Annotated in this window: 17 protein-coding genes; all 17 read right to left on the bottom strand. The window is 68.4% G+C overall.

Annotation, left to right across the window (positions count from 1 at the left end; genetic code table 11):
* Positions 1–25: 25 nt before the first annotated feature.
* Positions 26–553: a phage major tail tube protein gene (locus GBB76_RS04160; protein WP_152302118.1), complete on the bottom strand. Its 528-nt coding sequence runs from the start codon at positions 551–553 to the stop codon at positions 26–28.
* An 11-nt stretch (positions 554–564) separates the two neighbouring features.
* A complete protein-coding gene (locus tag GBB76_RS04165) occupies positions 565–2,034 on the bottom strand; it encodes a phage tail sheath family protein (protein ID WP_152302119.1) in 1,470 nt (489 codons plus the stop codon).
* A gap of 95 nt (positions 2,035–2,129) precedes the next feature.
* Entirely contained in the window at positions 2,130–2,453 is a 324-nt protein-coding gene (locus GBB76_RS04170) for a hypothetical protein (protein WP_152302120.1), read from the bottom strand.
* The gene (locus GBB76_RS04175) at positions 2,453–3,751 is read right to left on the bottom strand and encodes a hypothetical protein (protein WP_152302121.1); all 1,299 of its coding nucleotides are present in this window, start codon (positions 3,749–3,751) and stop codon (positions 2,453–2,455) included. Before GBB76_RS04175 ends, GBB76_RS04170 begins: the two co-directional genes overlap by 1 nt.
* On the bottom strand, positions 3,751–4,002 hold the full coding sequence (locus GBB76_RS04180) for a hypothetical protein (RefSeq protein WP_152302122.1): 252 nt from the start codon (positions 4,000–4,002) through the stop codon (positions 3,751–3,753). Before GBB76_RS04180 ends, GBB76_RS04175 begins: the two co-directional genes overlap by 1 nt.
* Before the next feature lie 11 nt (positions 4,003–4,013).
* The gene (locus tag GBB76_RS04185) at positions 4,014–4,421 is read right to left on the bottom strand and encodes a hypothetical protein (protein WP_152302123.1); all 408 of its coding nucleotides are present in this window, start codon (positions 4,419–4,421) and stop codon (positions 4,014–4,016) included.
* 4 nt (positions 4,422–4,425) lie between these two features.
* Positions 4,426–5,484: a hypothetical protein gene (locus GBB76_RS18730; protein ID WP_202911169.1), complete on the bottom strand. Its 1,059-nt coding sequence runs from the start codon at positions 5,482–5,484 to the stop codon at positions 4,426–4,428.
* Positions 5,485–5,494: 10 nt separating this feature from the next.
* On the bottom strand, positions 5,495–8,692 hold the full coding sequence (locus GBB76_RS04195; RefSeq protein ID WP_152302124.1) for a DUF4815 domain-containing protein: 3,198 nt from the start codon (positions 8,690–8,692) through the stop codon (positions 5,495–5,497).
* 3 nt (positions 8,693–8,695) lie between these two features.
* On the bottom strand, positions 8,696–9,808 hold the full coding sequence (locus GBB76_RS04200) for a phage tail protein (RefSeq protein ID WP_162375475.1): 1,113 nt from the start codon (positions 9,806–9,808) through the stop codon (positions 8,696–8,698).
* Entirely contained in the window at positions 9,805–10,686 is an 882-nt protein-coding gene (locus GBB76_RS04205) for a baseplate J/gp47 family protein (RefSeq protein ID WP_152302126.1), read from the bottom strand. Before GBB76_RS04205 ends, GBB76_RS04200 begins: the two co-directional genes overlap by 4 nt.
* Complete coding sequence (locus tag GBB76_RS04210; RefSeq protein ID WP_152302127.1) at positions 10,683–11,090, bottom strand: integrase; 408 nt, start codon at positions 11,088–11,090, stop codon at positions 10,683–10,685. Before GBB76_RS04210 ends, GBB76_RS04205 begins: the two co-directional genes overlap by 4 nt.
* 23 nt (positions 11,091–11,113) lie before the next feature.
* On the bottom strand, positions 11,114–11,305 hold the full coding sequence (locus GBB76_RS04215; RefSeq protein WP_152302128.1) for a hypothetical protein: 192 nt from the start codon (positions 11,303–11,305) through the stop codon (positions 11,114–11,116).
* A gap of 17 nt (positions 11,306–11,322) precedes the next feature.
* Complete coding sequence (locus GBB76_RS04220; protein ID WP_152302129.1) at positions 11,323–11,943, bottom strand: hypothetical protein; 621 nt, start codon at positions 11,941–11,943, stop codon at positions 11,323–11,325.
* Positions 11,940–12,530 (bottom strand): hypothetical protein, encoded by a 591-nt coding sequence (locus GBB76_RS04225; RefSeq protein WP_152302130.1) that lies wholly within the window; start codon positions 12,528–12,530, stop codon positions 11,940–11,942. The genes GBB76_RS04220 and GBB76_RS04225 overlap by 4 nt, the downstream gene beginning before the upstream one ends.
* Complete coding sequence (locus GBB76_RS04230) at positions 12,527–13,030, bottom strand: phage virion morphogenesis protein (protein ID WP_152302131.1); 504 nt, start codon at positions 13,028–13,030, stop codon at positions 12,527–12,529. The genes GBB76_RS04225 and GBB76_RS04230 overlap by 4 nt, the downstream gene beginning before the upstream one ends.
* The gene (locus GBB76_RS04235; RefSeq protein WP_152302132.1) at positions 13,030–13,509 is read right to left on the bottom strand and encodes a phage protein Gp36 family protein; all 480 of its coding nucleotides are present in this window, start codon (positions 13,507–13,509) and stop codon (positions 13,030–13,032) included. Before GBB76_RS04235 ends, GBB76_RS04230 begins: the two co-directional genes overlap by 1 nt.
* A complete protein-coding gene (locus tag GBB76_RS04240; RefSeq protein WP_152302133.1) occupies positions 13,509–13,799 on the bottom strand; it encodes a DUF2312 domain-containing protein in 291 nt (96 codons plus the stop codon). Before GBB76_RS04240 ends, GBB76_RS04235 begins: the two co-directional genes overlap by 1 nt.
* Positions 13,800–13,803: the final 4 nt, after the last annotated feature.

Consider the following 13,803-nt stretch of genomic DNA (forward strand, 5'->3'; position numbering starts at 1 on the left):
GGAATTGAAGGTGTGTTGAAGGGGGTTACGCGCTCGCCGAAATCCGCAGGATGCGGTTGTCCTCGTCGCTGCCGGCGGCGACGCCGTAGCCGCGCCACGTGTTCGTCTTGAAGGTGAAGCGGGCGACGATGCCGTAGCCCTCGATCACGTCCTCGTAGTCGAGGATCGAGCTGATCTGATAGCCGTAGCCCTTCACGCCGCGCCCGGCCATCTGCTCGGGCGTGGTCTCCGAGAGAACGCCGCGCATGGTGATGATGCGCTCGCGCTTGGTGCCCTCGTCCTCGTCCTGGAGCAGCTCGTAGACCGTGAAGAGACGGCGCTGCGAGAGGTGCATGCCGAAGGAGCCCAGCACCTCGGGCTCGGCGTTGATGGTGTTGAAGGCGAACGTCAGCGGCTCGATGGCCCCGATGGGGATCTCGACATCCATGATGCCGCCGCCGGGGGAGTGGGTCTCCTTCTTCACCCGCGGCGTCGGCAACTGGTAATCCTTCAGCCCCATCCACTGGTTGGAGCCTTCGACATAGAGATTGCCGGCCTTGCGGACGAACTTCATGGGAGCCTCCTTCAGGCGGCGAGGGTCAGGGCGTCATAGCCACGCAGCGCCCGCTGGATGTCGGCCGCGAGGACGTCGAAGGCCGGCGCGTAGGGCCGCATGCCGAACTGCATGTCGCTGATGATCGGCGTGTTCTCGTGCGGCAGCTCGATGCGCAGGATGCCCTGACGCATGTTGGCGTTGGGGTTGAGCCCGCGGTCGAAATAGCGCGTGTAGCCGAGCACCACGCCGAGCGAGACGAGCTCGTCGAGATACTGCTCGACCGTTTTCACGACCATGAGCGCGTTGTGCGCGGTGAACAGTTCGCCGCGCCACTTGCGCAGGGCGCCCGGCAGCGAGGCGCGGATGGCGTTCTCGGTGCGGACCTTGTTGATGAAGCGCCAGTTGGTGTCGTTCGAGAGGGTCTCGGAGCCGAACAGCTCCTTGCCCTCGATGAAGGTATTCACCCCGCAGGTGGAGACGAGGAAATTGGCCTCGTGGTCGACCTCGCCGTCGTAATAGGAGATCGGCCGCGCCGTGCCGACGATGCCGCTCGACGTCTGGTTTTCCGGGCTCCAGTAGGGCCCGCCACGCTCGCGGTCGCGCTTGGCGAACAGCGCCGCCACCGTCGCCGAGGCAGGCCGGGTCAGGATGGTGTCGTCCGAGCCGTCCAGGACGGCGAAGCGCCGCACCGCCGGGTCGATGGCGTAGAGGTAGCGCCCGTCGTCGCGACGCAGCTTCTCGGCCCAGGCGGCGGTCTCGGTGCGGGTGAGATTCGGCCCGTCCGGGATGCCGATAGCGAGCAGGCGCTTGCACACGGCCGACATGGTGAGCGCGGCCGGGTTGGCGACGGCGCCCGTCGCCACGGTGCAGGTGGCGCCCTCGCCATCGCCGGTGATGACGCAGGTGACGCCGGCGACGATACCGATGCCGGCATTGGTGATCTGGATGCCGGTGACCTTGCCGCCGACGATGACGCAGGTGCCGGTCGGCACCACGAGCGCGCCGGCCGAGGCAAAGGTGGCGGTGGCCTGACTGTAGCCCGCCCCCTGCGCCGTCATGGTGACATCGGTCGCTCCGATGAAGATGTCGTTGGTTTTCCCCGGCGAGATAACGATGCCCGGCCGAACACCGGTCTGCGCGCGGGCGTCGAGCAGGCCCCACAACCCGGTGCGGTCGGAGGGGTCGCCGATAATGGCGCCGATCTGCTCGTTGCGGGTCGACTTCTTCTCGACGCGGCGCACGAGGATCGAGGCAGCGATACCTTCGGAAAGCAGATCGTCGATCGTCTCTCCGATCTCGCCGGCGTCGCCGAGCTGGGCGATCTTGTCGGCCTCGTCACCATAAAGGTGCACGTTCGTTTCGAGGGGAAAAATGTCGGGGTTCGCCTCGTGCGCCTCGGCGACGATCGTGATGGTGGAAAAGTCCGGAGTTAGAACGGTGCGCGCGTCCTCGCCCGCGTCGAGAAAGCGAACGCCGTGGTTCTTCGTGAGGGCTGCCATGCCAGTTTCGCCTTGACGGTGAGAGGAGCACCGTCGAGCCTAGGCAGCGAGCCGCGACGCAAAGGGGTGACAGCTGTCACCCTTGCCGGAACGCCCTACAGCCACCCGTGCAGCGGTCGCGCCGGCTCCGGCATCACCTCGGTGGCGGACAGGTCCGGCGCGTCGGGGCCGATCCAGCGCAGGTCCGCGCGCCAGCCCGGCAGGGCCTCGCCGCCGCTGATCGCCTCGCCGTTCTCCGGGTCAGTCACGAGGGGCTCGTAGAGCGTCCCGAGCCACGCCACCGCCCACTGCGGCGACTGGCTTTCGATGATGGCGCCGGGCGCGGCATCCTCGGGCACGGTGATGCCGGCTGCTGCCAGAGCCGCCCGCATGGTCGTTTCGTCGGTGGCGCGCAGCTTGTAATCGCGGATGTCCAACATCACACGCCTCCGATCTGCGAGAGAGCCGCCAGTCGGTCCCACGGCGGCGCCGCGAGGTAGCCGAAACGCGCGAGGTGGCAGAAAGAGCCAACGCCTAGGTTGCCGGCGTCTCTACCGAGGCCGAGCCGCTGCACCGTCGGCACGACGCCAGACGTGTCGGTCGCCCCGACCTTGGCGCCGTTCAGCCAAAACTCGAAACGGTCAGTCTGCCACGCCGCGACCATGCGGAACCGGGTTCCGGGGGCGATGGCGCCGGCTGCGGAGTAAATGCCCGCCTGCGTGACACCTCCCATCGCCACGATCAGATACGCCACGTTTCCAGCGATAATCCCCATTGATATACCGTCGAGCCCTCCCGACGCGGTGTTGTCGAGACGGCATAGGAGATGGTTCTGATCGGAGACGAGGTCTCCCTCCCAGATCATGGCGCCTTGACCCTGGACGTAACCCGGAAAGGGCTCCGTGGCGCCAATCGAACGGTCCAGATCGGAGCCACGCGTGAGGGAGGTGCCGCCAGTTGGGATATAGGAAGAGACGAAGGCGCCGGCCTCGAACTGAAGACCCGTCACCCGGATGCGCCTCTGCTGGTTGGTCTGGTACTGGTAGGCGCCAAAATAAGTGTTGTCCCCGGCGGTGTCGCTGGAGCCCGAGACACGCCATGTGCGGGCGCCATATCGCTCCACCCGGTACGTCGTGGGGTCAAGGATTACCCCGCGCAGCATGAGCGTGCATGTGTTGGCCGCTCCGGTGGCGCCGGAGCTACCAAAGACCGGCGGCGCCCCATCCTCAGTCTCGATGAAGGCGCTTATCGTGCACATTCCTGACGTGCCGGCGATTACTCTGCGGATGAAGGCGTGGCTCACGGAGTTGTTGAGCGCAAGGCCCGTGCGTCCGCCCTCCATGTCAGACACAGGCGTGACATTCGCCACGGCGGACAAACCAGAGGTGCCACCAGAGAACTCAGAGTCCGGCCAATAGTTCGTCCTCGGCATCTCCAGCGAGAGCCCCAGCGGCGAGCCGCCATAGGCGAAATCCAGAGCCTCCGCGTTTATCGCGACGCTCTCCAGCAGCCCCGTGGGGCCAAGTCGCGTCTTCGTCGTCGAGCGCGTGAAGGTCCGGCCGGATGCCACGTTGAACGCCGCGAGGTCCGGCTGAACGGAGCCGCCGGCGTAGAAACGGCCGTCGATGTGGTCGCGCCACATCGCGGCGGGCGCTCCGGCTCCATCGCGGGGGAGCCATGCAAGCGGCCGGCGCCGACGCTGCAAAAGATCGACGCCGACGCCCAGCGGGCCACCCATCACCGCCACCCGACGATGGTGCCGACCACGGCGGTCAGCTTGACCGGCGAGAAGGGCAGCAGGGTTCCCGCCGCCAGCGGATAGGTGATGGAGACGCCCGTTTCGTCCTCGATCGTCACCGAGCCATCCGTGATGGCGTAGAGCACGCTCGGCCGCTCCGCCGCGGGGATCTCGGCTGGCGAGGCCGTCATCACCTTATGCCGCACGCCGGGGTCGCTCGGCCTGCGCGAATAGCCGCGATATTCCACCATGCTCGATCCTCCTAGAGCCGCGTCGCGGCGGCGAGAAACAGGCTGTCAACATCCTCGGCCGACAGCTCCAGTTCGTCGGCGAGCGCGTTGAGGTAGGGGTTGGCGCGCTCAAAACTGAGCGCGTTGCGCCACCAGATCCGCAGCACCTCATAGGTGTGCGCCTCGACGGCCGCCTCGACGGCCGGCAACAGTCCGGCCTCGTGGAGCGCGACAAGCGCCTGTGCCCGCGTGACCGACGCCGGTACGCCGGGCACGGGCGGCACATAGGCCCACGAGTCGCCCTGCCATTCGTGGTGCTCGCTGGGGCGCAGGGGCACCAGAAGTGTGCCCGGCGGGTGCAGCGCTAGCGCCGCCTCGCTGGTGGCGGCGATGGCCTGAATATAGAGACCGTCCGGCCGCAGAATGCCAATCTCGATCATGATGCTACCTCAGCTCGGACCACGACGTGATCGACGCTCCGCCGGCAGGACTGACGGTCATGCGGTAAAAATGCCCATCGGGAACGACGGCCGCCGAGTTGCCCCTGACGCTCGCGACACCGCCGCCGGCTACATCGACCCACGCGGTGCCGTTGACCGACAGCTGCAGAGTGAAAATGCCGCCGGAAATTGTGGCCATGGTGACGACCACCATTATCGGCCGGCCCGTGGCGTTCTGGTACGCCGTACCCGTTGACCGCGCCTGGTTGGACCATGCCTGCCCGACGCCGAGCCCCGGCGTGGTGAGCGCCGCGATGGCGGCGGCGACGCCGGCGGATGTAACGGCACGGCTGGTATCGACGCCTGCGGCGGCCTCGGCCGGGGTTGCCAGCTCGACGACGCCGGTAGCCGTGTCGCTCGCCACCTGTTTGATCGCCCCGAAGATCGCCGGCGCGTCAGCCAGCACCAGCAACGCCTGGGCGGCGGCGCTGATGCCGAGGTTGGTGAGACCCTGCGCCCGCTGCGGCCCGGTCAGCACCTGCGCCGCGTCGAAGCGCAGGCGATAGCCGAGGGCGGTCGCGATGGTGTTCGCATAGTTCGGATCGTTGCCGAGCGCGGCCGCCAGCTCGGCCAAGGTGTCGAGTGCGCCCGGCGCCGACGCGACCAGGCCGGCGACGGCTGCGCTGACCTTACCGTCAACCGTGTCTTCCCAGCCCTCGATGTCGGCGAGCAGGAGCTTTGCCGCCTGCCACGACGCACCGATGCGCATCAGCACCATGCGGTTCGTCGCGGCCGCGACACTGACATCGGTCAGGTCGTCGAGCGCCGGCCGCCAGTCGATCGGCAGCTTGCCGGCGAGCGCATCGCCAAGGCCCGTGACGGCGCTGATGCCGTGCCCGTGGATCAGCGGGGCCTTGCCCGCGAGCGCCTCCAGCAGCGCCGCGACATCGACCGCGACGGCGCCGAGCGCCTCGCGCAGGCGCAGGACATCGTCAGAGAGCCAGTTCGGCTGCGCCGGGAGCGGATAGTCCCGGACGGGCGTGCGATCGTCGATGATTGGCATGGCGCTCTCCTCAGATCGTCGGCACGCGGATATCTGCCAGCGACGGCCGCGCCGCCGGCGTGCCGGTGAGCGTCAGGCGGATGCGCCCCTCGAAGCCGGTCACGTGGTCAACCTCATGCGTGCGCTCGGCCCAGCCGCCGTCGATGGTCTCGCTCTCGGTCAGGGCGATGGCCGTCCAGTCATCGTCCGCGAGGTCGTATTCGACGGTGACGGCCGAGCCCGCCGGCAACAGGCCCTTGAACCTCACCGGCAGCCGGATGTCGGCGCCGAAGGTGAAGGCCCGCGAGACATAGGTGCCGGAGGCCCGCAGCTTGCCGGCGATCACCATGACGCCGGGGAACAGCGTCGGGCTGACCGTTTCCGTGCCGGTCAGCACCGCCCGCAGCTCGACGGTCTCGGTGATGTACTCGGCGAACTCACGCACCTGACCGGGCAGCATCACAATCACCTCGCCGCCGGCGCGCTCGATCTCGAAGCGGAAGCTGCAGGCGGCGGTCGGCAGGTCGACGGTCGCGGCGATCATCAGGTCGGAGCAATCGACGAGGTCGATCTCGCCGAGCACGGCGGTTTTCGTAGTGGCGGTGAAGCGGCACGCCACCACGCGGAAGGTCAGATCGGAGCCGGGATGAGGCAGCCACGTGATGCCGTTGCTCCCATCAAATCTATCGCCGACCGTGTAGGGCTGGGCCCCCAGGTACTGCTGGCCGGCAATGTCGAATCCTCCGACATCGGCGCAGGAGATGGAGTGCACGTTGTCATCGCTGCCGACCGTGAATGCCATCAGCTCCGGCCGCACGATGGCGGGCGCCGGCCAGCGCGCCTCGATCCAGTCGCCGACCTCGACGTCGGCCACGGAAACGAGCGCGGAGGCCCGCACATCGGTGCTCGGCTGGCCGGCCTCGATCGTCACGAGGTCGATCAGCAGCCCGTTGGTCGGGTTGCCGAGCGCACAGGCGCGCACGTCGACGCCGAGCAAATGGCGGGGCTCCGTTGCCGCGAAACTTTGCCCCTGGGGGTCTTTCACGCCGAGCCCGAGATTGGCGCCGCTGAAGCTGCTCATCGGCCGGGGCGTCACGCCAACAGCGGTGAGCCGCTGCATGACGGTCGTTTCGACATAGCCCTGCCCGACAAACGTCGCGAACGCCTTCATGCCCGATCCGCCGGTGGCCTCGACGGACTTAGCGCCGGCGAGGATGCCGGCCGGGATCGTGAACGTGCCGGCCGCCTCGCCATGGGCATCGCCGGCGAGCACCGGGTCTGGCGTCACGTCCACGCCGTCGAATACCAGCGAGGTCAGCAGCTCGCCGGGCGCGAGGCCGCGCACGACGAACGCCAGCTCGATCTGCCGCAGATCGTCGAGCAGCTCGTCGCGCTGGTCGACAACGACGTCGTTGACCGTGGTGCGCGCGCTGGTGCCCGATATCCGCGCCGTCTGCGGCGACAGCCACTCGGTGCGGGTTTCAACCCAGAAGTCCTGCGCCGGCGTCAGAAGCAGCACGCCCGGCAGCGGCTCGAACGAGGCGTAGGGGTTGACCTTGACACAGCCGGTCACGCGCTCCTGACGGATGATCACCTCGGGCACGTAATCCAGCATGATCGGCCCGGCCATCTCCACGACGTGGAATTCCGGGTCGATGGCGAGCTGGATGGAGCCGTTGAAAACGGCCGCCGTCTGTTCTTCGCCCTGGTCGCGGTAATAGTCCGAGGTGCAGGGATCCACGAAAACTGAGCGCTTGGCCACCGGCTCGCGCCGGTCGATGTCGCTCTTGAGGCGTTCCAGCGCGACCAGGTCGAGCAGGTCGACCAGACGGTTGAAATAGCGCCACATCAGCGGGTACGGCACATTGCGGGTGCCGTCGTTCACCACCACGGCCGGGCCGCGCCAGTCCTGATGCAGCGCGGCGAGGGCGAGCAGGTTCGCCGGCGCGATCGGCGGCACGGGCCGGTCGCGCGCCGGCACGCCCGGCACATAGACGGCCTGCCCGGACTGGTCGAGACACATCAGGTCGATGCGCGGCAGGCGCCACTTATACCCGACCGTCACCAGCGATCCGGTCACGCCACCCGAGGCGGTAATGGTGTCGGTGCCAACGATGACGGAGCCCAGCGGCACCGAGGCGAGGTAGCGATAGGTGACGTCGTAGCTCGATCCGCCGGCGGGCTCGGCGCCGGCGGGCGCCCAGCTCACATGGTCGCCGGCGCGCACATAGTCGGTGCCAGCGACATAGGTGGTGGCGCCCTGCGAGACGGCGACGATCTCGGAGACCGAGGAGTGTCCGAGCGCGTCCGAGGTATTGGCCGGAAAGCCGCGCGTCATCGTCTCCGTCACCTCGACGGTGATGACGACAGAGGTCACAGTGTCGATCGGGCCGCGATTGAGCTGGATGACGGCCGTGCCGGTGCCGCCATCGGCAAAGGTGTGAGGCTCGGCCGCGATCACCTCGGTCTGCCAGTCCAGCGGCACCGAATGGCGCAACGCCGTGAGCCTGGTGCGTTTGAACCCCCAAATGTTCGCTTCGCCCTCCTCGATGGAGAAGTGCTGCTGGCCGCCGGCGATGGCGAGGGCGGTGACGCGGCAGCCGCTGGTGATGTAGTTGCCGCCGTTCGACCCACGATCGTACTGCGCGAGGGCCTGCGTGATGCCGGTCAGGGCCGGCGGCGCCGTCTGATCGATGACCGTGCCGCCCTTCACCAGATAGACCTGGACGAAATCGCCGGAGCCCTCGTCATCGGAAAGCGCCCAGCTCGCGGTCTCTATGGCGCGCGCCGAGCCCGGTTCGCCCTCCGCCGCCGCGCCCGGATGCAGGCCATAGAGCGCCGGATCGTCCTCCTCGGTGACATAGGTGGTCAGCAGCCGGATGCCGACCAGGACGTCGCCGGCAAGCGCGACGTCGGTGATGACGCGGGCCGGCACGAGGCGCACGTCGCCGCGCGCGTAGATCTGGCCCTCGGAGAGCGAGATGGTGCCGGTCTCGGTGTCGACGGAGATGGCGGCGCCGGCGCGCCGGTCGCCGTCACGGGCGACCAGCTCGGCGACGCGGCCGATACGCCGACGCAGGATTGCCTGCACCTCGTTGATGTCGGACGCCTGGGCGTAGTAGCCGCGTTCGTTGGCCGCGCTGTCGCGCGCGATGACTTCCGACCAGTCCGGCCGGCTCGGCGTGCGGTCATAAGCCCCGGAAAGCGCGGAGGGGTGCTCGTAAGCCATGGGTCAGAACCTCAGTATGGCGGCGACGCGCTCGCGCACCGTCCGGCCGAATTCGATGGTGTGCTCGTGGAGAGCGACGATCGGCAGATCGGGATCGAGCCCGCCGGCGGGCAGCCACGCGGCGCCCGGCTTGTGGGGCGCCAGCGGCTCGGCGCCGAAGACGAAGCCGACCGCCGCTGCGGTGAACCCGTAGCCGTCGCCGAAGTCCGTGAGCACCTCGACGAAGAGCAGCACCGCCGGTGTGGCCGGCCGGAAATAGCTGGCGCCGACGCGGTACGGGCCGCCGGGCTGAGGCGCCACGCCGCTCCGCGCCCGGCAACGCCGATAGCCGATGACGTCGCCGCCGGCGTCGAAGAACACCGCCCAGGCGGTGCCGGTAGGCATCGCCGCCGCCATGGAGCGCGAGCGGGCGAGCGCGGCATCGTCCACCCAGGCGAAGTCGCCCCAGCTGAAATCGCCCCAGGTGAGCGCCTCGGTCCCGGTCGGCTCGATCCAGACGCCGAGAGCCGTCAGCTCGGCGCCGGTCATTTCGTGGTCGATGTAGACCGTCCGGCCGAAGCTGAATTTGGCGCGGATGCCGTCAAGCCGGACGCCGGAATCGTCGCCGTAATAGCCGTTGCCCCAAGAGGTCCAGCCATATTCGAGCGGGCGCACATCATGGCCGTGCCACACGCGCCAGAGGTCCGAGCGCAGCGGGATGGACAGCCACGTCAGGCCGTCGATGCCGGCAAGGTCCGCCTCGTCGTTCCGAAGCCGCCCGAGCTGGAGCTGCGCCGTGTTCCAGTAGCGCCGGCGCGGCGGGGCGTACTCGATCGAGGCCGAATAGCCGATCCAGCCGAGCGCCTGGTGCACGGCCGCCGGTGTGCCTCGCACCCGCTCCCAATCGACGCCCTCACCGATCAGGTCGTAGAGGTTGGGCAGGTAGGGCGACAGCATGCCGAGCCCGTACTCGTACACCAGATACGGCAGCATGGAGGCGGTCGGGTTGTTGATCTTGAGGCCGTGCAGGGCGTCGATCGACGGGCCGAGTACATCGGTAGGGTCGACCGCGCGCGCCAGCGTGCGTTCGAAGACGTGGGCAGAGGTCGGCAGCAGGGCCGCGGCGTCGTGGCTCAATAGGCCCTCCCGCGATAATTGATGGCCACCGAGCGGATCGAGATCGCCTGATAGGGTTCGGCCGCCAGCTCGGGAGACGTCATGCGGGCCCGTTGCACACCGGCGATCATCGCGCGCGCCTGTACCCATTCTGCGGCAAGGTCGAACCCCATGCCGGTCTCGGCCGACCAGGCCGCCGTCACGGCGCCCGGTATCGCGACAAGGATCGACTCCATCGCGGCGGGCAGCAGCCAGACGTCGAGGGTGATATCGACCGCCGCGAACACCGCCGCCCGGACGGCAAAGGTGTCGTTGATCAAGCCGTGCCCATCGTCCTCAAGCGCCGCGCGCACCGTGGCGAGGAGCGCCTCGTCCGCGACGCCGGCATTGTCGGCCGACCAGACTGCAACGTGGATGGTCGGGTCGCGGCCTACGCGGTAAGCGTGCGCATGGCGCACCCGCACATCGGCGGCGCGAGCGATGGCCTCGTATCGCTCTCGCGGCCCGCCCGGCGAGCGGCCGGCAATGGCGAGGATGGTGCGGGACTTGAGCGCCTCGATGCTCTCGCCGAGCATCCGCAGGACGTCGTAGAAGATCACGAGATGATCGGCATCGGTGCCATCGGTGTAGAAAAGCAGGTTCGAGCGAGCCGCATCGTTGAGCCGGCCGCGCAGGGCCATCTCGACATAGGCGGCGAGCTCGATGAGTTTGCGGGCCGGGTCGCTGGCCAGCAGCAGCGTGTCGTAGGGCGCCAGCGCCGGGTTGGCGACGCGCTCCGCCTCCCACAGCGTCTGAAAGCGCGCCACCATGCGATCAACGATCGCCTGCCACGACAGCTCCTCGATGACCTGCGCCGGCGGCAGCCCGGCGAGAGCCTTGACCGTGACTGCGTCCGTCATGCCGCGGCGCTCCCGCGCACGAGCACCGACGCCGGCAGTGTGATGGTAAAGCCCTCGGCCACGCTGTAATCGCCGAGGTGCCCGTAGGGGTAGAAGATCTGGTAGAGGTCGAAGCCGACCGCGCCGGCGCGGCCGTCGAGATAGGTCGGCTCCATGCGGGCGATGCGGATGCCCGGCTCCTGCCGGTGCACCGCCTGGACGATCTCCGCATAACCCTTGAGGACGTTCACGGCGGTGAGGTTCTCGCCGCGCAAGGCGGCGAGGTCGGAGCCGTAATCGAGGTTCATCACGCGCTGGAACGTGCGCGTCGACAGGATGTCGCGTTCCGACTGTTCGGCATGGGCACGCCCGCGCAGCAGCCGGCCGGTGGCCCGATCCATTCCGGTTCGCGTGGTGAGCGCCATTTCAAGGCTCCTTCAAGCCGCCTTCAGTCGGCCGGCTTCTCGCCCTTGCGGGGATTAGCGGGCGTCTTGCCGGCGGGCGTCGCGGTGACCTCTTCGAGGCCGCCCCATCCCGCTTCGGCGCGGTGCTGGCGCTCGTCGAGCGTCACGATCTCGCCGATCTTGCGCATGCGCCCGCCGATCGGGCGGGGCGAGGTGATGCGGTATTCGTTGCTCATGCGGATCTCCTGTTGCGTCAGACGGGCGCGGGCGGGCCGGACAGACCGCCGCCCGGCATCACTTTGGTGTGGGTGTGGTCGGCGGAAATGTTCGCGTCGTTGTGGGTGAGGGTCTCGCCCGTCAGGGCGATCTTGCCGTCCACGGCGACGTCCTTGCCGTTGACGCGGACGGCGCCGCCGGCGAGCTCGATGGTGGCCTCGCCGGTGGTCGCCATGATCCGGCCGTCCTCAATGGTGAGGCGGCTCGTGCCGCGCTCCAGCACGACGTCCTCGCTGCCCGCCGGCGCCGGATGGTCCTGGTCGAAAGGCCCCCGCATCGCCCAGCTGTCCGGCCCGATCGTGCCGGAGGGCGACAGCATCCCCATCCGCTCGCCGATCGACGGCTTGACCTTGATCTTGAGCTGGCCGCTGCCGACCGGCTGCACAGGGATCCAGGGCGACAGCACGGCCTTGCCCTCGTCGGCGCTGAGGCCGAGATCGAGCCGCACCTGCCAGTCACCGGCGGCTTCGCGGATCTGTGTCACCTTGCCCGGCATCCACACGCGGGCGAGGCGCTGATGTGCATCGGCGTTGCTGCTCTCCAATGCCGAGAGCCGCTTGTCGACCTGCCGCCAGCGGAACTCCTCCTGGTGGCTCATACCGGCTCCTCCGACAGATCGTCGGGGACCGGCACGACGACGCCGTCCAGAACGGTCTCGAAAGATACGGACTGCGGGCGTGCCAGTGGGTCGGTGCCCATGCCGAGCAGCACCTGTCGCCACGACATCGCGTAGTAGGCCACGCCCTGCGCATACGCCTTGGCCGTCACCAGCGGACGCATCTCGGCATCCTCGGGCAACCGGATCTTGTTCAGCCCCCAGCGCGGGGCATCGAGATCGGCGAGGATCTCGAACAGTCCGGCGCCGATGGCATGCGCCACGGTCTCGCGCGGTACGGAGCGCGCACCGATCGCCGTCTCCTCAACGACGATGTAGGCCAGCATATCAACCGGCAGATCGTAGGAGCCGCCGACAAGGATCGGCTGGCGCACCCGGCCGAAGGTCACGCCGATCATCGGCGGGGCGAACACGTCGCCGGCGATGATGTCGGCGATGTCGATGCGGCCCGGAAGATCGCGCACGTCCACGCCGGGATACAGCGGCTTGAGCGTGGCGACGACGGCCGAGACCAGCTCGGCGACGCGCGCCTCCTCGATCCGCTGGGCGAGCGTGCGCGGCGCGATCACTGGCGCCCTCCCGGCAGGCCGGAAATGAAGTCTGAGAGCCAGTCGAGTGTCACCCGCTCGATCTCGCGCTCATCCTCGGCCGAGACGCCGACGAAGGGGCGCGCGGGGATCGTCACCTGCCGCGCGAAGACATGGCGGTTGCCGACCATGAAATGCAGGCGGGCGGCCGACTTCGGCTTGATGACCGCTCCGTCCTGGTGGACATGGGCGTAATGGGCAGAGGCGCCGGCCTGCACTTCATTAGGAGAGGCGATGAAGCCGACGCTTCCGAGCAGCCAGCCGCTATCGACCAGTATGGGCGTGCCGGCCCGATTCGGCGCCCATGGCGTGCCATCCGGCGCCGTCTTCGTCGTTTGCAGGCGTTCGAGCATCCCGTTTTCCAACACGCCGCCGATATGGGTCATGAGTTCCAGCGTGTCGTCGAGGCCACCGGCGAGCTTCGCCAGCACCTCGCCGGGAAGGACGCCCTGGACATCGATGACGAGGCGGACGCCGTCCATCACAGCCCCCGCAGACGGTCGCGGGTGAAGACGCGCTCGGGCGCCACGACGAGAGGCTCGGCCGGGCCGACGTCATTCGGTTCACCCGGCAGCGTACCTCCGCCGGTGCCGCCGCCACCCGGCCCGTCGAACGAGAGAGCGCCCTTGCCGGACGCGATGTCCTTCAGCCGGCTTAGGGCGAGGTCGTGGCGCTCTTTGATCCGCTCATTGGAGCGGCCGAAGGATAGGGCGACGCGATACAGGGCGATGTCGATGGCGTAGACCCGCAGGAAGCCGCGGCTGTCGTCGTCGATGCGCTCCAGCTCGGCGCGGGTGTAGCGGCCGTACAATGAGACCCGGATCTCGGCGCTGGCGTCGACCAGCGCCGCCTCGATGCGCGCGTCGTCACGCTGGCGCGTGGTCTCGTCGGCCGCGAGCACGGTCGCCTCGGCCGGATAGCGGCCCAGTACGTCGGCAAGCGTGGCGAAGATCTCGGCCATCAGCCCACCATCCCCAGCGCCTGGAGATACAGGTCGACGATGGCCTCGCGCTCGGCGCGCTGATCGGAATCCTGTTTGCGGATCTTCAGAATCTCGCGCAGCGCCTTGACGTCGAAGCCGGTGCCCTTCGCCTCGGCGAAGACATCGATGATGTCGTCGGCAATGGCCTTCTTTTCCTCCTCCAGGCGCTCGATGCGCTCGACGAAGGACATGAGTTGTTCCTTGGCGAAGCCGGCGGCGGCGTCGGCGGAGAACTTGCCATCGGGTTGATCGGCGGGAATGTCGGACATGGCG

It is taken from the genome of Ancylobacter sp. TS-1 (assembly GCF_009223885.1).
Lineage (GTDB): Bacteria > Pseudomonadota > Alphaproteobacteria > Rhizobiales > Xanthobacteraceae > Ancylobacter.